The sequence below is a fragment of the Rhodoferax sp. P2_H8_2 genome, from assembly GCF_056403235.1.
Genome location: NZ_JBFUFW010000005.1, coordinates 149,106 through 167,467 on the forward strand (window position 1 = coordinate 149,106; position 18,362 = coordinate 167,467).

General features: G+C 58.4%; 20 protein-coding genes. 18 read left to right on the plus strand and 2 right to left on the minus strand.

Annotated features, from left to right (window positions below):
- Window position 1: 1 nt before the first annotated feature.
- The 18 genes from AC1DV6_RS11115 to AC1DV6_RS11200 all read left to right on the plus strand — a co-directional run bounded on the left by AC1DV6_RS11115 (window position 2) and on the right by AC1DV6_RS11200 (window position 16,965).
- Window positions 2-823, plus strand: coding sequence for a hypothetical protein (locus AC1DV6_RS11115; protein ID WP_477977532.1), 822 nt, complete (start codon window positions 2-4; stop codon window positions 821-823).
- Window positions 823-1,509, plus strand: a complete 687-nt coding sequence (locus tag AC1DV6_RS11120; RefSeq protein WP_477977533.1) for a hypothetical protein — start codon at window positions 823-825, stop codon at window positions 1,507-1,509. The genes AC1DV6_RS11115 and AC1DV6_RS11120 overlap by 1 nt, the downstream gene beginning before the upstream one ends.
- Complete coding sequence (locus tag AC1DV6_RS11125) at window positions 1,506-1,712, plus strand: hypothetical protein (RefSeq protein ID WP_477977534.1); 207 nt, start codon at window positions 1,506-1,508, stop codon at window positions 1,710-1,712. Before AC1DV6_RS11120 ends, AC1DV6_RS11125 begins: the two co-directional genes overlap by 4 nt.
- Window positions 1,713-1,721: 9 nt before the next feature.
- Complete coding sequence (gene cpaB, locus AC1DV6_RS11130; protein ID WP_477977535.1) at window positions 1,722-2,720, plus strand: Flp pilus assembly protein CpaB; 999 nt, start codon at window positions 1,722-1,724, stop codon at window positions 2,718-2,720.
- Between the two features lie 20 nt (window positions 2,721-2,740).
- A complete protein-coding gene (locus tag AC1DV6_RS11135) occupies window positions 2,741-4,246 on the plus strand; it encodes a type II and III secretion system protein family protein (protein ID WP_477977536.1) in 1,506 nt (501 codons plus the stop codon).
- A gap of 5 nt (window positions 4,247-4,251) precedes the next feature.
- Window positions 4,252-6,126 (plus strand): ATPase, T2SS/T4P/T4SS family, encoded by a 1,875-nt coding sequence (locus AC1DV6_RS11140; protein ID WP_477977685.1) that lies wholly within the window; start codon window positions 4,252-4,254, stop codon window positions 6,124-6,126.
- Entirely contained in the window at window positions 6,123-6,974 is an 852-nt protein-coding gene (locus AC1DV6_RS11145; protein ID WP_477977537.1) for a type II secretion system F family protein, read from the plus strand. The genes AC1DV6_RS11140 and AC1DV6_RS11145 overlap by 4 nt, the downstream gene beginning before the upstream one ends.
- 17 nt (window positions 6,975-6,991) lie before the next feature.
- Window positions 6,992-7,873: a type II secretion system F family protein gene (locus AC1DV6_RS11150; RefSeq protein WP_477977538.1), complete on the plus strand. Its 882-nt coding sequence runs from the start codon at window positions 6,992-6,994 to the stop codon at window positions 7,871-7,873.
- The gene (locus tag AC1DV6_RS11155; protein WP_477977539.1) at window positions 7,870-8,232 is read left to right on the plus strand and encodes a DUF192 domain-containing protein; all 363 of its coding nucleotides are present in this window, start codon (window positions 7,870-7,872) and stop codon (window positions 8,230-8,232) included. The genes AC1DV6_RS11150 and AC1DV6_RS11155 overlap by 4 nt, the downstream gene beginning before the upstream one ends.
- Window positions 8,229-8,744 (plus strand): tetratricopeptide repeat protein, encoded by a 516-nt coding sequence (locus AC1DV6_RS11160; protein ID WP_477977540.1) that lies wholly within the window; start codon window positions 8,229-8,231, stop codon window positions 8,742-8,744. The genes AC1DV6_RS11155 and AC1DV6_RS11160 overlap by 4 nt, the downstream gene beginning before the upstream one ends.
- Window positions 8,728-9,633: a TadE/TadG family type IV pilus assembly protein gene (locus AC1DV6_RS11165; protein WP_477977541.1), complete on the plus strand. Its 906-nt coding sequence runs from the start codon at window positions 8,728-8,730 to the stop codon at window positions 9,631-9,633. Before AC1DV6_RS11160 ends, AC1DV6_RS11165 begins: the two co-directional genes overlap by 17 nt.
- 1 nt (window position 9,634) lies before the next feature.
- Window positions 9,635-10,153, plus strand: coding sequence for a DUF3617 domain-containing protein (locus AC1DV6_RS11170; RefSeq protein ID WP_477977542.1), 519 nt, complete (start codon window positions 9,635-9,637; stop codon window positions 10,151-10,153).
- Window positions 10,154-10,176: 23 nt separating this feature from the next.
- Entirely contained in the window at window positions 10,177-11,964 is a 1,788-nt protein-coding gene (locus AC1DV6_RS11175) for an ABC transporter ATP-binding protein (protein WP_477977543.1), read from the plus strand.
- 260 nt (window positions 11,965-12,224) lie between these two features.
- Complete coding sequence (locus tag AC1DV6_RS11180; protein WP_477977544.1) at window positions 12,225-12,797, plus strand: transcriptional regulator; 573 nt, start codon at window positions 12,225-12,227, stop codon at window positions 12,795-12,797.
- Entirely contained in the window at window positions 12,794-13,879 is a 1,086-nt protein-coding gene (locus AC1DV6_RS11185; protein WP_477977545.1) for a sensor histidine kinase, read from the plus strand. The genes AC1DV6_RS11180 and AC1DV6_RS11185 overlap by 4 nt, the downstream gene beginning before the upstream one ends.
- An 11-nt stretch (window positions 13,880-13,890) precedes the next feature.
- Window positions 13,891-14,637: a LytR/AlgR family response regulator transcription factor gene (locus AC1DV6_RS11190; RefSeq protein WP_477977546.1), complete on the plus strand. Its 747-nt coding sequence runs from the start codon at window positions 13,891-13,893 to the stop codon at window positions 14,635-14,637.
- A 194-nt stretch (window positions 14,638-14,831) separates the two neighbouring features.
- Window positions 14,832-15,299: a cache domain-containing protein gene (locus AC1DV6_RS11195; protein ID WP_477977547.1), complete on the plus strand. Its 468-nt coding sequence runs from the start codon at window positions 14,832-14,834 to the stop codon at window positions 15,297-15,299.
- 67 nt (window positions 15,300-15,366) lie between these two features.
- Window positions 15,367-16,965: a methyl-accepting chemotaxis protein gene (locus AC1DV6_RS11200; RefSeq protein ID WP_477977548.1), complete on the plus strand. Its 1,599-nt coding sequence runs from the start codon at window positions 15,367-15,369 to the stop codon at window positions 16,963-16,965.
- Window positions 16,966-17,086: 121 nt separating this feature from the next.
- Here the strand turns inward: AC1DV6_RS11200 and AC1DV6_RS11205 are convergent, their stop codons facing one another.
- Together AC1DV6_RS11205 and AC1DV6_RS11210 are read right to left on the minus strand one after the other, a co-directional pair.
- Window positions 17,087-17,839, minus strand: a complete 753-nt coding sequence (locus AC1DV6_RS11205) for a sulfurtransferase (protein WP_477977549.1) — start codon at window positions 17,837-17,839, stop codon at window positions 17,087-17,089.
- Window positions 17,840-17,867: 28 nt separating this feature from the next.
- Window positions 17,868-18,293, minus strand: a complete 426-nt coding sequence (locus tag AC1DV6_RS11210; protein WP_477977550.1) for a hypothetical protein — start codon at window positions 18,291-18,293, stop codon at window positions 17,868-17,870.
- Between the last annotated feature and the right edge of the window lie 69 nt (window positions 18,294-18,362).

Below are 18,362 nucleotides of genomic sequence, written 5' to 3' on the forward strand. Positions count from 1 at the left end.
GATGACTTCACGATCCCAACGCGGTCAGGCGCTGACAGAGTTCATCGTCGTCGCGGCGCTGTTTCTTGTGCCTCTGTTTTTGCTGATACCCGTGTTGGGGAAATATATAGACATGAAGGGCGCGGCCATGCAGGGCGCGCGTTACGCCGCGTGGGAACGCACAGTCTATTTTGGCGGCGCGACCTCCACCGACAGCTGGCCGGGAATTGACAAGACCGATGCGATGATTCAGAACGAAGTGCGCAAGCGGGTCATTTCGCACGGCACAGGCATTGCCAATGATGATGGCACCGTTGGCGGGTGGGGCACCAACGGCTACCGCGCAATGTGGCGCAACCGCGATGGCACAGTGATGCTGCAGGCCTACAACAAAGTAGCCAACGCGCGTGAACAGACCGAATCTCCAGGTTACGCCAATATGGCGCTGAAAGTTGCCGTGAAGGTGGCTGATGCACTGGGCCCGTTTCAGCTCGAGCTGGACGGTGGCTTGCATGCAGCTGATGTCAGCGTCAATGCAAGCGTCCTGCCCATCAATTTCTCTTGGGATGGCGATCCGGCCAAGGCTTTCAACCCTGGCCCTTTGGGTTTTTCTGACCACAGCGTGGTGTTGGTGAACACCTGGAGTGCCAACGGACGTGACCACGTCAAGAAGCAGACCCAGGGACTGACGCCAACGGGCGTGTTCCAGACCACTGCGGGTGAAGTGATCTTGACGTTGGTGAAGGCGGTGATCGGCATTGCGATGCCAGAAATCTGGTTTCTGGAGTTGGGCAAGATTGAGCCCGACGTTGTTCCCGAAGACCGTTTGACGGGGTCACCGTGATGCGTACGCCCCTCATACCAATGCTGCTGGCAGCATGTGCGTTTTTGCATGCGCAGCACGCGGCAGCCGGTTGCCAGCGCTTTGCCACGCCGGAATCATCGCGCGTGGTGATAGTCGCCACCGATATGCTGATTAACGGCGTCCCCATGTCGGTTCAGGAGTTGCACTCGGGCCGCAGTCCGGACGAAGTGGCACGGTTTTACCGCAGTGACTGGGAGACGCGCCGCCAACGCGTGCTGGAAACCAATGAGGGTGGCTGGCGCACGCTGGCGACCAAGGATGGAGATTGCTTTTTCACGGTGCAGATAAAGCCTGGGCCCAACCAAGGCACGTACGCCCTGCTTGGCGTGACTCTGCTGGGCACAGTGTCGGCGCGCGCTCGCGGCGATGGTTTTCCGAAGATGGGTGGCAGCGTGATTTACAACGACATGCAAAGCAACGACAGCGGCAAGAACGGTCGCACGCTGTTGCTGAAGAACACGTTTTCAGCGGCTGCCAATGCCGAGTTTTATCGCAACACCCTGCGTGCCGATGGCTGGGTGGCGGTGACCGATCAGACCACAAAGACACCCGTGGGTCTGCAGATGGTGCAGGTTTGGCGGCGTGGGTTGGCAGAGGCCAATCTGGTGATTGGCGGTGGCCGCAGTGAAACTCAGGTGGTGATCAACACGGTGGATCGGCCATGAAGCAACGCATCATGTCGTGCCGACGGCGCACACAGCTTGGACAGTCAATGCTGGAATACAGCATTGTTGTGGGAGTGGCAGTTTTGGTCCTGATCGAGGGCGGCTCCAGCTCGCCCGTGGCAGAGGTGGTCAAAGCCATGAAGGCAGCGTACCAGGGCTTCGCGTATGCGATCTCCCTGGCCTCAAATTTGATAGCTCTTTAGGAGACGTACATGGCTTTGCGAATTCCGCGCTTGCGCATAAACCGATTGTGGTTGGTGCTGGGCGGCGCGATAGTGATGGGTTTGTTGGCGGCATGGCTGTCTGTCGGCTACTTGAAAAACAAAGAGGCCGTTCTGGCTTCCGAGTTGGCCGAAAAAGCCAAGGGTGGGCCGTCGACCTCGGTTGTCGTTGCAACGTCAGATGTGCCCAAGGGCGTAGTAGTCGCAGGCAATTTGATGGCTGCGCGGGATGTGCCGACCGACTTGCTCTATGACGATGTGGTCACTGCGGACAACTTCGGCGAAATCGAGGGCAAGAAGCTCCTCAAGCCAGTACTGCGCGGTCGGCCCTTGCGCAAGTCGGATGTATTTGACGATCGCCCGCGCGATCTGGCAACAGACGTGACGCCGGGCAACCGCGCCCTGACTGTCGACATTGACGAAACGAATTCTTTCTCGCAGATGTTGCGTGCAGGCAGTTTCGTTGACTTGTACTTGATTGCGCAAAATCCGCAGGCTACAGGTGGCGGTAGCGAGATTCGTCCGTTGCTGCCCAAAATCAAGGTGCTCGCCACGGGGCAGTTGCTACAGGTTCCTGCTCAGGTGGAGCAGATGCAAGGCCAAGCCCGTCCGGTCTCTTACAGCAACATTACGGTTGACGTGACACCGGATCAGGCGGTGCGCATTGCGTTGGCAACCCAGGTTGGAAAAGTGCGGGTGGTGTTGCGCAAGCCGGAAGCAGAGGATGACCTCAAGATGGCACAACTCACCGTGCCAGAGCTGTTCCAGGGCGGCGACAAGAAGGGCCGTGCTGTGTCCTACATTGTTGGCGGTGGAGGTGGTGGCTCAACGGCACCTACCAGCATCCAGTTACCAGGCATTACGCTGCCGCCGAACATGCCTGGCGTGCCGCCGGGTGCAGTCATGGGTACGCAACCGTCCGTCTCCAGCATGCCGCCCTCCGTCAATAACATGATCCCAGCCGTGCCTACCGGCATGGCGGCACGTTGAATCAATTACCGGGATACATGATGCGCTTGTTCACACGCTCCAAACTGATCTCTACTATGGTCGTCCTGGGCCTTGCCGCCCCGGCCTTTGCCCAACAGACCAAACCTGTCAACCCAGCACCCGTCGCAGCGGCACCTGCAGCCGCAGCGTCTGCGCCGGCGGCTGTGGTGACACAGTCCAAAGTACAGCAAATCCCGGCCAAGTCTGCCGCGCCCATGGCCAAGCCCGCTGGAAAGATGATCAAGCCGCCGCCCATGCCTGTGATCCCGCCGGTTGTGACGGAAATCATGCCTTTGACCATGTATGTGGGTGAAGTAAAGACGCTGCCCTACAAGGACTTGATGCGCGTCGCCGTTGGCAACGGCAAGTTGCTCAGTTCCAGCGTGCTGGACGACGATGTGCTGTTGCTGGCAGAGGGTGCCGGTGACACCAGCCTTTACCTGTGGCAACGCAACGGCAATGTGATTCGCTACAAGGTGCGCATCCACCAGTCGGATGCCGATGATGCAAAGGTGCAGGCTGAGGCCTTTCTTTCTGGCTTCCCCGGCCTGAAGATTGAACGGATCAACGATAGCGTGGTTGTGCGCGGCTTTGCTTCCAAAGCCAACTTGCCGCGCATTGACCTGGCGCTGAAGAATTTGCCCAAGGTCGTGAATCTGGTGATGGAAGAAGACGTCACCATGAAGAAGATGGTCTACATGAAAGTGCAGATCATGGAATTCAAGAAATCGGCGCTGGAAAACCTTGGCGTGCAATGGGCGGGTTCGATGCCTGGCCCGGGCATGGCGATGGCTGGCGACCTGATCACCAATGGCCAGTTCCGTTATTCATCCGGTACCACACTGCCCAGCTTTCAGGTCAGCACTTCGGGCGGCGCCAACTCGCTGCTAAGTATTCCCAACCAGGTCGGCAAGGCCTACTTCGGTATCGCGACGGCGTTGTCTTCGAGTATCAATCTGTCGGTGAACAACGGTGACGCCTGGATATTGGCTTCACCAGAATTGTCCACGCGCTCCGGCGGCGAGGCGAAATTCCTGGCCGGCGGTCAGATTCCGTTGCCCAGTCTGAGTCCGACTGGCATGAGCGGCGTGAACTTCAAGGACTACGGTATCAAGCTGACGGTCAAGCCGGTGGCCGACGACAAGGGCAATATTTCGGCCTCCATCAGTACGGAGCTTTCGGACGTAGACCCGGCTGTCACAGTGCAGGGCATTCCTGGTTTCCTGATGCGCTCCACCGATTCCGAGGTGAATGTCCGTAGCGGCCAGACCATTGTGATTTCGGGCCTTCTGGACCAGAAGTCCAGCAATGACACGAACAAGTTCCCTTTCCTGGGCGATGTGCCCATCCTCGGGGCGCTGTTCAAGTCCAACAACTTCAAGAATGGACGCACCGATCTGGTCATCTTTGTGACGCCGATGATTACCGATCCGACCTCGACTACCAATGTCCAGCGGATCGAGAAGGCTAAGGAGCTGCGTGAGCGCTTCGAATCCGAAGTCGGCAACAAAGGCATCGTGGACTAATGACTATGTTGCGCATCGTCGTTTCCGATAGCAAAGGCGCCAAGAGCGAGTACGCGGTCAAGAGCCATGCCGCGACGCTGGGACGTGCCGAGGACAATTCTGTTGTGTTGCGCGGATGGACCGTCGGCAAGCGCCAGGCCACCATTGAACTGCGTGGCGAAAGCATCTACGTTGTAGACCATGGTGGCCTGTCGGCCACCGAGCTAAACCAGAAAGCCATCGACAAGGAGGCTGGGCCATTGGGTGTCGGTGACATCATCGGCATTGCCGGGTACAGCATCGAAGTTTCCAATGGCGCCGCGGCAGAAGTGCCCCCCGCACCAGTGCAAGTATCAAAGCCGGCGCCCGTGAGCTCATTGGCTGCCAAGCTGGCCGCCGTGCCGGCCGCGGAACCGGCGCAGCGTGCGGTCGTTGACGCGCATTCGCAAACCACCTCGCTGGACTTGCGCGCCGCGATTGCTGGCCTACCGACGATGGAGGCGCCAACAGCTCCAGCAACACCGAAGCCCGTGATCGCTGCGCCAACCCCGGCGCCTGCCGCTCCACCGCCCGCGCCTTCCACGCCAATCAAACCACCGCCAGCTCCGATGTCGACCGAGTTGGCCGATGTGATGACACATTGGCGTGCGGTGATTTACGAAAAGCTGATTTCGACGATGGACTTGCGTCGCATCGACGTCAGCCGCATGAACGAAGATCAGTTGCGCGCGGCGACTGCGGGCATCGTCAACGAAATCATCGCTGCCGAATCTGGGGTTCCGGGCGCGATCGACAAGGTGCGTCTCGGCAAGGAAGTGCTGGATGAGGCCGTCGGTCTGGGTCCACTGGAGGAACTGCTGGCCGACCCGACCGTGACTGAAATCATGGTAAACCGTTTTGACCAGATTTACGTCGAGCGCAGTGGCAAGCTAACACGATCAGCCGTGGTGTTCACCAGCGAAAAGGGCGTGGTCTCCGCCATTGAGCGTATTGTGGCTCCGCTGGGTCGGCGCATTGACGAGTCTTCGCCCATGGTGGATGCACGTTTAAAAGACGGCTCGCGCGTGAATGCGGTGATTCCGCCCTTGGCACTCAAGGGCGCCAATATCACCATCCGCAAGTTCTCCAAAAACAAGCTGCACGATACGGACCTGATCAAGTTTGGCTCGGTTACCAAGGAGATCATGGCGTTCATGCAGCAAGCGGTGCACCATGCGGCCAACATCGTTATCTCTGGCGGTACCGGGTCCGGCAAGACAACCTTGCTCAACGTGCTGTCCAATTACATCCCGGAAGACGACCGCATCATTACCGTCGAAGACGCGGCCGAACTGCAACTGGGCCAGCCCCATGTGGTGTCACTGGAGTCGCGGCCACCGAATGTCGAAGGCAAGGGGGCGATACCGATTCGCGATCTGGTGAAGAATTGTTTGCGTATGCGCCCTGACCGCATCGTGGTGGGTGAGTGCCGCGGTGGTGAGGCACTGGACATGCTGCAGGCGATGAACACGGGCCACGATGGGTCGATGACCACGGCGCACGCGAACACACCACGTGACTGTATTGCGCGTTTGGAAGTGATGACCTTAATGTCCGGTCTGGACCTGCCGATTCGCGCGATCAGAGAGCAGATTTCTTCTGCGGTGCACATCATCATCCAGCAAAGCCGCTTTCCCGACGGTAGTCGCCGCGTGACCCACGTGACCGAAGTGACTGGTATGGAAGGGGAGATGATCCAGCTGCAGGACATCTTCCTGTTCAAGATGGAAGGCTATGGGGCAGACGGCCGAATCCGCGGCAAGTTCTTCGCCACAGGCGCTATCCCTGAGCTGTACCAGAGCCTGACCGAGCGCGGTATTCCGGTCGACCTGTCCATCTTCCAGAAGGACAAGGCGCTGTGAGCAACTTTGGCCTGGTAGCGGGCATCGTCACCATAGCGGCACTGCTGGTACTGTGGACTCTGGGCGAACTGATAGCACGCGTGCTGAAACGCCAGCGAGCCACTATCCAGCGGGAAGCCGATTCGACGCTGCAGGACATGTTCATCTTTGTCGACCCGGCGGAGCTGTTCTACTGGAACGCTGGTGCATTGTTTGTAGTGCCGGCTTTTCTGTGGCTGCTGACCGAGAATCCCGTGTTTGTCGTGGGATCGGCGATTGGCCTTCTGATTTTGCCGCGCTGGTTGACCAAGCGACTGAAGAAAAAGCGCTATGAAAAGTTCGAGAAGCAACTGCCCGACTCGTTGCTGATGATTTCCGGCAGCATGCGCGCTGGTGCCGGTGTCAACATGGCTATCGAGTCGATGGTGTCGGAAACCCCGGCGCCGCTGTCTCAGGAGTTTGAGTTGCTGCTGCGCGAGATGCGCGTGGGTGTGGACTTCGATACCGCGCTGACCAATATGGAAGCACGCCTGCCGATTCAGGACTTTGTGATGGTGGTCTCGGCGATGCGGATTGCGCGCGAGGTGGGCGGCAACCTGGCCGACATTCTGGAATCGATAGCTGACACGTTGCGCAAAAAGCATGTGATGGAAGGCAAGATCACCGCGCTGACCGCACAAGGCAAAATTCAAGGCTTGGTAATGACCTGCCTGCCGCTGTTTCTGATGGGTGCGTTGTACAAAATGGAACCAGAGGCGATGGCGCCGCTGTTCAAGACGCCGATGGGTTGGGCCGTGTTGGCAGTGATTGCGGTGATGGAGATACTGGGTTACTTTTTCATCCAGAAGATCGTCACGATTGACGTGTAAACGAGGGAACTGAAATCATGGAAACCTTCCTCTTTATTCTGATTCCGTTATTGGTCGGCGGCGCGTTGTTACTGGCCGTCTATGCCGTGACCCAGCTGAAATCCGAAGTGCCCAGCGAAGATCGCGAGTACATGGATCCGCTGCCTCCGTTGCTACGTTTGATATGGCCGCTGGTGCGTTTTCTGGAGTTTCATGTCTGCGCTTTTATTCCCGGAAAAGCGCTGGAACGCACCCATGAAAAACTGCAAAAGACGGGCGTCGGTTACCTGATCGGCGCGGAGCAGTTCTTTGCGATCCGTCTGCTGTCGGTGCTGGCCTGCTTTGGCTTGGCGTATTACATGCAGGTCATGCTGAAGAAAGAATCTTTCGAAGTACTGTTGGGGGCTATCGTTGCCGGATTTTTCTATCCCAGCATCTGGCTTGCCGACGTGCAGGCCAAGCGCCTGAAAGCAGTGCAAAAGACGCTGCCGGTCTACCTGGACTTCATCACCATGGCGGTTGAGGCCGGCCTGAACATGACCGGTGCGATTAACCAGGCGATGGACAAGGGTCCCCCTGGCCCGCTGCGCCATGAGTTCTTTTTGGTAGTCCGCGATCTGCGCTCCGGCCTGTCCCGCAGTGAGGCCTTGCGCCGGATGGATGCGCGGCTGCACATGTCGGAGATCACCAGTTTTGTAGGTACCGTCATTCAGGCCGAGCGGATGGGTGCGCGCATTGGCGCAGCCTTGCGGGCGCAGTCTGAGCAGCGTCGCACGGAGCGCTTCCAGCGCGCCGAAAAACTGGCGATGGAAGCACCGGTCAAGCTGATTGGTCCGCTGATGATGTTCATTTTTCCTGTGACCTTCATCGTGCTGTTCTTCCCTATCGTCAGCAAATTCATGAACTCCGGTTTGCTATGAAGGTTGGTACGGTGACGACTTCGAATGTAGCGGCGTCGGCGGTCGGGCTGGAACAGGTCTGGCAAGCGCAATCGGTGTGGGAACGCGGGCGCGGCCTGTTGGGTCGTGCCCAATTGGATTGGAATCAGGGTTTCTGGATCGAGCCCTGTAGCAGCGTGCACACCATCGGCATGGGCTACCCTCTGGATCTGGCGTTTCTGGACGAAGAGGGCGTGATCCGCAAGCTGGTGCGCCATGTGCGGCCATGGCGTATGGCCTCCAGTTTTCGGGCCCGGACTACGTTGGAGATGCGCAGTGGGCAGCTAGACCGCTGCGCCTGGCGCGTCGGTGACCGACTTATCTGGAGGGCCAAAGCATGAGCCGGCGCCTCTTGCCTTGTGCGTTGCTGCTGCTGGCGCTGGGTGGTTGTGGTTCCATCCAATTGCCTGCTGCGTTGTCTGCTGCGCCGGAACGTGAAATCGATTTGATGAGCCTGAATCGCGACGCACAGCTCGCTGCTGAAAGCGGAGAGACGGCCAAGGCCGAAGCGCTGTACAAGAGCCTGGTGCGACGTATGCCCAACGATGCCGATACCTGGCTGCGCTTGGGCAACCTGTATGCCCGTAACAACAAGCCCGATGAAGCCGTGAGCGCCTACCACCGCGCGCTGATCATCAATGGCGCAGATGCCAAGGCCTGGTACAACCTGTCGGTGATCCGCATGCGCCAGGCTTGGGCGGCGATGCTGCAAGTACAAGCGCAAGAGTCGCTGCCAGCCAGCGACCCGCTGCGGCAACAGGCCGAGGAGGTGCTCGGGTATCTGGAAAAACTGCCCTTCCTGAAGGACGAGCAGCGCAAGAGCAATGCCGGTGCCGATGCGACGCGTTTCTGACACCCTGCTGGCACGGTCCTTACCCGGCAAACAAAGGCCGCACGGCCAGGCCATGATCGAGTACCTGATCATCCTGCCGGTGCTGATGATGCTTGTATTGGGGGCTGTGCAGTTCGCGTTGCTGTACCAGATCAAGAGCACGCTGAACTATGCGACCTTTATTGCGGCGCGCCAGGGTGCGGTTTCCAATGCCAAGACCAATGCCATCAAGGATGGTCTGGCCTCGGGCATGACACCTTTATTTACGTTTGAGCCTGACCTCGGCGGCCTGTTGCGTGGGCGTGCTATAGCCATGATTGAGGTGTTCAATCCGCTGACTGCGAAAGTTGAGGTTTTGAACCCGACCAAGGAGGCGATGCAGGACTTTGGCATTGCCAACCCGGACGGATCTGGTGGCAATATCATTCCCAACGACAACCTGATGTACCGCTGCACCGGTACCCCTTGCGTCTCGGTGGTGGGTGACAAGTCTGGCATCACGATTCAGGATGCGAACATCCTGAAAATACGCGTGACTTACTGCGCAAAGCTGATAGTGCCCATGGCCAATTTCACGATTTATTCCTTGGTCAATGGCATTACCGGAACCAAGAACTTTGTCAGTGAGTTTTTCAATACCAAGCCCAGTGTTGCCGCGACACCCAACATGTGCAGCAAGCTCAAAGACCAGTTCGGTGGCAAGGCCGCCAGCGTGCAATCCGCGCTGAACTCCATCACCGGAGTGATGGGAGTGTCCACCGACTTTACGTTCCTGACGGACGCGTTGGACAAGATATCTTCGACACTGAGCTCGGCCACTGTCCCGGGGCTGGATTGGGGTATCGGTGGTTACCGCATTCCTATCACTGCCGAGGCGATAGTGCGCATGCAAAGCCCCGTGAAGTCCTGACATGCAGGCGGGTGCGTCTGTTCGCGCCGCGGCGCTGCTGTGGGTTTTGGCAACTTCTGCGGCAATTGCAGCACCCAAAGTCAACTTGCGCGAAGGCCAGTGGCGCATCGATATAGAAATGACACTTCCGGGCAAAGGCCCACAAAGCAACGAGCCGATCTTTCGCGAGATGTGTCTAGATGCGGCGAATTTAAAGGCACTGGTCATGCCACAAAACCCGTTTTGCCAGGGCAGCATCACGAAACAAGATGCCGGCAGTATTGACTGGAAGATGCAATGCAGCCAGGGCGGCACCGACACCCAGAGCAAGGCCCATTTTGAATTCGTGGGCGAGAAGTTTGCCGGCGCAATACTGACTACAGCACCGCGCTTTCGCATGGAGTTCAAGACCGTTATTAAGGGAAAATACCTGGGTGCCTGTCCACCCGGTCAAGCACCGGCCAAGCCGCCGTTACAGTCTCCCGATGCCGTTGTTGTGCCGGAGAAACCGCTCGTGCCGCTGCCATCATATAAACCCTGATCCGCCCCTCGGGCGCGCTTTCTATGCACCCGATTCAGCGTCTTTTTGCCTACGCCGCCAGCTACCGCCGCGATTTCCGCCTCGCTACGCTGTACTCGGTTCTCAACAAGTTCTTTGACATTCTGCCCGAGGTGCTGATCGGTGCGGCGGTCGACGTGGTGGTCAAGGGTGACCAGAGCTTTCTGGCGCGGCATGTGTTGGTGGGCGTGGGCATCACTGACACGTGGCAGCAACTGCTATTTCTCGGCGCGCTCAATGTGGTGATCTGGGGCGGCGAGTCGCTGTTTCAGTATCTGTACGAAGTGAAATGGCGTCAGTTGGCGCAAGACATCCAGCATGATTTGCGGCTCGACACCTATCGCCATGTGCAGCACCTGGAGATGGCCTATTTCGAGAACCAGCGCACCGGCAACCTGATGGCCATCTTGAACGACGACATCAACCAGATGGAGCGTTTTCTGAACGGTGGCGCGAACCAGATCATTCAGGTGTTTTGCTCCAGCATCATGGTCAGCGCGGTGTTTTTCGCGCTGCAACCCGGCATTGCGATCATCGCGCTGCTGCCTGTCCCAGCCATTTTGTTCGGGGCCTTCTGGTTCCAGAACCGGCTGGCACCGCGCTACACCGAGGTCCGCGAGGCGGCGGGCGATGTGGGGGCAAGGCTCAACAACAACCTGTTGGGACTGGCAACCATTAAAGCGTTTGCGACGGAGGGCTTTGAGGCCAGCCGCATTGAAGAGGCCAGCAACAATTACCGTCAGGCCAATGCGCGCGCGATCCGGCTCAGTTCCGCCATCACGCCGGTCATTCGAATGGCGATCTTGAGTGGCTTTACCGCGACCTTGCTATATGGTGGTTGGCTCACATTGCACGGTGAACTGGCGGTGGGGGCGTATTCCGTGTTGGTATTCCTGACGCAGCGCCTCCTATGGCCGCTCACCGGCTTGGCTGAAGTGGCGGACATGTACCAGCGCTCGGTGGCCGCCATTGAGCGAGCGATGAAACTGCTGGACACACCGATTGCCATTCCTTATGAAGGGCAGCATTTCCCGGTAGACAAAGTACAAGGCGCGTTGCGCTTGGAAAGTCTGGCGTTTGCCTATGGCGACACGCCCACGCTGCACAACATCACACTGGATATTCCCAAGGGCAAGACGACGGCGTTTGTCGGCTCTACAGGCTCCGGTAAATCCACATTGGTGAAGCTGCTGTTGCGCTTTTACACAGCGCAAAGCGGGCGTATTCTGCTCGACGGACAAGACATCGTGGAGTTGAACTTGCAGGACCTGCGCCGCGCGATCGGCTACGTATCACAAGACACTTTTTTGACCGATGGCACCGTGGCAGAAAACATCGCCTATGGAGCAAACGATGCTACCGAGGCGCAGATTGCAGACGCCGCACGCGCGGCAGAGTGCATGGAGTTCATTGACAAGTTGCCGCTGGGCTTTGCAACCCGCATCGGCGAACGCGGGCAAAAGCTTTCCGGCGGCCAGCGCCAGCGACTCGCTCTGGCCCGCGCGATCCTGAAGAACCCGCCCGTCCTGATTCTGGACGAAGCCACCAGCGCCGTGGATAACGAAACTGAAGCCGCGATTCAGCGTTCGTTGGAAATCGTCAGCCGCGATCGCACCACTATTGTGATTGCGCACAGGCTATCGACCGTGCGGCAAGCAGACTGTATTCACTTGATGGAAGGCGGGCGCATTTTGGAAAGTGGCACGCATGACGAGCTGCTTCTGCGCAGAGGTGGGTATGCGGCTTTGTGGCAGCTACAGACAGGTGCGCGGGGAGGCTTAAATGAATCCTGAAATTAGTGGGAAATTGGCCGCAGATGCCCATGGAACGTGCGTAAGCAGCTATTAAAGTTGTAGCGGTTTCGCTACTTCCTCTACCAAAGCCTATGCAACACTGTCGGTGCTGCAAATAGATTCACGAACCAATTGGGTTATCCGCAGTCTGCTGCGTTTATCCTTCTGGTGTATGCCTTCGTCGCATGCTGTACCGCGTTCAGTAGAAATGCCGGACATTGCGCGGCATGACGACTTTGTCATGCCACAGGGGAAAAACCATGAAACCACGTCTTGTCATCCTTGCTGCCTTGGCCGCAACGTCCTTGTTCGCGTTGGCGGCTGGAAGCATCACCAAACTGCCGGCTGATTGGGGACTGGCTGGCCAATCGCAAGACCTCTATGAGATAGGCCTCGACAGCGATGTGACGATCAGCGGAAAGGGCGGCAAATTCATCCGCAGCATTCCGGGCACTGAACCCAGCTGGGGCACGCTGATGCAGACGTTCACTGCCAAGAATTACCTGGGTCGCCGGGTGCGGTTTGAAGCCCAGGTCAAAACCAAAGACGTCAAGGGTGCTGGCCTGTGGATGCGGGTTGACGGAGTAGACGGTCAGACCCTGGCCTTCTATAACAGCCAGGACAAACCCATCGTCGGCAGCCAGGACTGGCAGTTGCGCAGCGTGGTGCTGGATGTTCCCAGCAATGCGACCAACATCGCATTCGGCGTACTGCAATACGGCAAGGGGCAGGTTTGGATAGATAAATTGAGCATGGACATGGTCGGCACCGATGTGCCCGTGGATGTACCGGCACGAACCATCCGTAAACCGATGGACCAGCCCAGTCTGTGATCAATCGCCTCTCACTGCGCGCCCTGTTGCTGCCCATCACGCCGGTGGGCAGTGATTTGGACCTGAGCAGCAGCGTGCGCAGTGTGGTGGGTGGCAGCCTGCGCGAAGCGCTGCTCAGCGCGGCATTGACGGCGCTAGTCGTGATCGTGGCCTGTGCGCTGCACGCACAAGTCTGGCTGGCACTTTTTGTCACGCTGCTGTTCCCCAGTGCTGCTGTATCGCTTTTACTTCAGGTGTTTCAGTTTTTCGACCCGGAGCACGAAAGCTGGTCACGTATCTGGTGGGTGTTGCTCATTGGGCTGCTGCTGTTCTGCGGACTGGCCTGGGTGGCCTACCAATATTGGAATACACAGATCGGCTCGCGCGGCCTCAATGCACTGCAATTTTTCAGTGGTGCTATCGCCTTTGGCCTGCTGAATCTGGGGGCGCCTCTGTGGAGCGCCCAAGGCCGGGTGCGCGCTGTGCAGGTCGCTGAGCTAAAACGGGCTGCCATGGCGGCACAGCTGAAAGCGCTGCAGGCTCAGGTGGAGCCGCACTTTTTATACAACGTGCTAGCCAATGCACGCTACTTGACCCGCCAAGACCCGCCACGCGCGACCCAGATGCTGGACCATTTGATTGCTTATTTGCGCAGTGCGTTGCCCGACATGCGCAGCAGTGTGTCCACGCTCGGTCGCGAATTCGAGCTTGCCGGGCACTACCTGGAGCTCATGGCAATGCGCTTTGGTCAGCGCCTGCAGTTTCGGCTGGATATCGCAGACGCACTGCGCCCATTGCCGATGCCACCCTTGATGTTGATGACCTTGGTGGAAAATGCTGTGCGCCATGGCGTGGAGCCAAGCCCGGGTAACGTACAGATAGAGATCAGTGCCACCACCACAGAGAGCCATTTGCAGTTGCGCGTGTGCGATGACGGCGCGGGCCTGCAGGACAAGGTGCTTGGCAGCGGTGTCGGTCTGCGCAATCTTCGTGAGCGTCTGGGCGCGATGTACGGGCAGCAGGCCAGCTTTACGTTGCAGACGCTGCAGAATGGCGCCATAGAGGCCACGTTAAGCTTGCCGCTTGCGAACTCCAATCTTTGAGGAATCCATTTTTGCGCCGCCCCCGCATCCTGATTGCCGATGACGAGCCGCTGCTGCGCGCCGAACTGATCGATTCATTGAAGCTCCTGTGGCCGGATGCAGAAGTGGTGGGCGAAGCGGGCGACGGCTTTGAGGCTTTGCGTTTGGCGCGCGAGCTGGAGCCTGATTTGGCCTTTCTGGACATTCGTATGCCAGGGCTGACAGGTCTGCAAGTTGCGGCTACCTTTGGCCTGCGTATTCACGTCGTGTTTGTTACTGCGCATCAGGAGCACGCGCTGGAAGCCTTTGAAGAAGGTGCGTTGGACTATGTGCTCAAGCCGACGGACCCGGCACGCCTGGCGCGAACAGTGAATCGGTTGCGTGAACGACTTGAACTTCCACCGCCCGATCTCGCACCCGTCATGCGACGCATCGCGCAAGGCCCCAAGACGGATGTGCCGCAATGGCTGCAGACCACCGTAGGCAGCGCCATCCATTTCATTGATCTGACCGATGTCATGTACTTTTGTGCGGAGACCAAGTACACCAAGGTTGTGACGCCTGCGTTGGAGTCGCACATCCGTACGCCATTGAAGGACTTGGCAGATGCGCTGGAGGAGGTGGGCTTCTGGCAGATTCACCGCAGCTACGTGGTATCCGTGAAACGGATCGCTAAAGTGACGCGCGATGAAGACGGTGCTTTGTGGGTATCGCTGCGGGACCATATCCAAAAGCTACCCGTCAGTCAGCGGTTTCAACACCGCTTCAAAGGGATGTGAGCGCAAAGCGGGCCTCGCACTCCAGGGCTCTACGAAGTTCCTTTTTTTCCACTGGCTGGGGCATAATAAATTTGACGGGGCTTCTTGGGTTTGCCGGGCTCGGTAAGCATGACTCGGACGGAAGCGTACTGTTGAAATGTATTTGTGCCGCGCACTGCGGCGTCCTATCTGAAACCAATCCAGGAGAATGATCTATGCAAATCCGTACTATTTTCAAAGGGGTTTTCGCAGCAGCCCTGATGGGCATCCTTGTGGGAAATACTGCAATGGCCGCAGACCAGGGCACCCAGGCTGAGGCTGAGGCGCTGGTGAAGAAGGCGATCGCATACGTCAAGGCGAACGGACAGGACAAGGCGTTTGAAGAATTCACCAATGGCAAGTCGTTCAAAGACCGCGATCTGTATATCTTTGCGTACGACTTCACGGGTAAGAGCCTGGCACACGGCGCCAATCCCAAGCTTGTGGGTAAAGACCTGAGCGGCCTGAAAGATCCGGATGGCAAGATGATCCTGCCTCCCTTGGTGGAAATTGCCAAGGGCAAGGGCAAGGGCTGGTCTGAGCCATTCAAGTTCCGCAATCCAGTAACCGAAAAAATGGAACCCAAGATCGTGTATGTCGAACGCGTGGGAGACATCTTCTTGGGCTGCGGCGTTTACAAATAAGCGCTGGTCCGTCCGCGGTTCGCATGGGCCAGCCCGCGCTGGCTTGGGTTTTGCTTTGGAGATCTGAATGAATCTGCGTGACATGAACATCGGGCTGCGGCTCGGCTTGGGCTTCGGCATCATCCTGCTGGCGGCGGCGGCTATGCTCGCTGGCGCGCTGATCAGCAATAGCGTAAACCGGACAGCGCTGCTGGAGACACTGCAACGCGCAGCGGCGCAGCAAGACTTGGCCGAAAGCATGCGCCAGGCCTTGCTGAGCAGCGCGGTGTCCGTGCGCAATATGGGCTTGCAGACCAAGGTCGAAGAAGTCCAGAAAGACGAAACAGAGGCCAAGAAGCAACGCGCCCTTTACCTCGCGGCTAAGAGCAAGCTCGAGGCCGGCGGTCTGGAATCTCGGGAGCGCGAAATCTTTGCGCGGCTGGCAGACATCGATGCCAAGACCGACGCATTTTTCAAAGAAGCGGTGGATTTGGCATCCCAGTTCAATACCGAGCAGGCCGCTGCGGTCATTACCGGCAAGATTGATCCCTTGCTGACCCAGGCCTCTACCGAGCTCGCCTCTTTCATCGCATTGCAACGGCAGCACACGGACGAAGCAACGACCCAGGCCAACGCGCGCAATCAGCAAGCCGTGGGGGCCATTACGGTGGCCGGCCTGGTGGTGTTGGCGGTCGCAGTGTTGATTGCATGGAATCTCACGACGAGCATTACCCAACCGCTTAGTACCGCCTTGAAAGCCACAGCCCGGGTGGCAGATGGTGATTTGGTTAGCAATATCGCAGTCAGCGGGCGCGATGAGGCCGGGCGGCTTTTGGGCGGCTTGCTGGAAATGCGCAACAAGCTGGCCCAGGTGGTAGGTCAGGTGCGTTTGGGTGCCGACAGTATTTCTACCGGTGCCAACGAGATTGCAGCCGGCAATGCAGATTTGTCCCAGCGCACCGAGACACAGGCCAGCAACCTGGAGGAGACTGCCGCCTCTATGGAGGAGCTGAGCTCCGCTGTCAAAGACAACGCAGACACAGCGCGACAGGCTAACCAGATGGCAGAGTCTGCCAGCGCTGCGGCCGAGCACGGTGGAGTGGTGGTCGGGCAGGTGGTTGCCACCATGGACGAGATCAGTGCCTCGTCGCGCAAGATTTCAGACATCATTGGTGTGATCGACGGCATCGCCTTCCAGACCAACATCCTGGCGTTGAACGCGGCGGTGGAGGCGGCCCGTGCGGGCGAGCAGGGGCGTGGGTTTGCCGTGGTGGCCAGCGAAGTGCGCAGCTTGGCTGGGCGCTCAGCCGAAGCGGCCAAAGAGATCAAGGGCCTGATCAACGCCAGCGTTGAAAGAATCGAAGCTGGCGGTCGCCTGGTTGGCGCTGCGGGCGAGTCGATGAATGACATCGTGACCCAGGTCAAGAAGGTGGCTGGACTGATTGGCGAGATCAGCTCTTCCGCACACGAACAAACCAACGGCATTGCCCAAATCAACCAGGCCATTGCGCAACTGGACAACGTGACGCAGCAGAACGCGGCCCTGGTCGAAGAAGCGGCGGCGGCGGCCGACAGTCTGAATCAGCAGGCGGCGCGCATGGTGGATGTGGTGAGCGTCTTCAAGCTGGACGGTATGGCCGCCAGTTCCGTTGGACAGCTTGGCCATACGCCTTTGCGGCTGCGATAACTGAATCACCGGCCTTACGCCACGGGCAGTCTTTGGGTAGGTTGAATACCTTTAAAATAGTGCCGCGGCGCCCGTGGAATGTGCGTAAGCAGCTACCAAATAGATAGCATTTCAGCGAGCATCAAGCCGGCGTTACCCGGTGGTTGAGTGCTTCCAGGTCGACTCCCACCGCCTCCCGCTCATCAAACACAAAGCAGCCGCCGTTGTAGTGTGCGCCACCTGCTTCTTCAAAGTATTTGAGGATGCCGCCTTCCAATTGGTAGACGTTTTCAATACCGGCTTCCTGCATGAGAATGGCGGCCTTTTCACAGCGGATGCCGCCCGTGCAGAAGCTGACCACGGTCTTGCCTTCCAGCTCGGCCTTGTGGCTCAGTAGCGCCTGCGGGAACTCGGTGAACTTGGTGATGCGCCAATCGATGGCGTTTTCAAACGTGCCGCAGTCAATTTCCACGTCGTTGCGGGTGTCCAGTGTCACCACCGGGCGGCCCTCGTCGTCATGGCCTTGGTCGAGCCAGCGTTTGACGGTCAGCGGTGCCACCGCAGGTGCGCGGCCTTCAGCCGGACGAATCGTCGGGTGGTTCATGCGGATGATTTCGTTCTTCACCTTCACCAGCATTTTCTTGAAGGGCTGCTTGTCCGACCAGCTTTCCTTGGGCGTGATATCGGCAAAGCGCGCGTCGGTGTGTAACTGCGCGATAAAACCGCGGACTGTCTCGGCAGGGCCGGCTAGAAACAGATTGATCCCCTCTTCGGCCAGCAGGATGGTGCCTTTGAGATTTAGTGCGGTGGCCCGTTCCAGCAGCGTTTCCCGCAGCGCAGCGGCGTCGGGCAGGGTGACAAACTTGTAAGCGGAGATGTTCAGGATGGTGTTCACCCCCTGATTTTAAGTTTCCTGCCTCGGGTCAGACTGCGGGAGGTGTTTCTGCTGCGGTTCGCAGGTGTGCCTGCAGCCATTGCAGAGCTTCTGCGTGGTCGGCGAAAACATGGGAGGCAATGACGCCGTCCAGCAAATTTTCGAACCGGGACCGCATGAGCAAAGCACCTTCCACCTGCGGTCCGATCACGAAAGCGACGGCCGCGAGCCTGGAGCTGGGCGGGCGCGCCGCATAGGCCTCGCGGGTGGTGGTGAAGATGTCCTCGCAGTACACCAGTGTGTCGTGCAGGTAATTCAGGATGCCCCAAGGGCCAGCGGAGTTGAGCGTGGGCACATGTTGCATCATGGTCAGGCCCGCCTGGGCGCGCATTTCCGCATTCCAGTCGCCACGCATGTGGACGGTCAGAATCGCACCGGACAGATCAACCTGGGCCGAACCATGGGGCTTAAACAATGGCGGCTTTTTGGGCATAACAGCAAACGCGATGGATAGCAGCTTCAATCTGCATTTATTTTGTGTCTC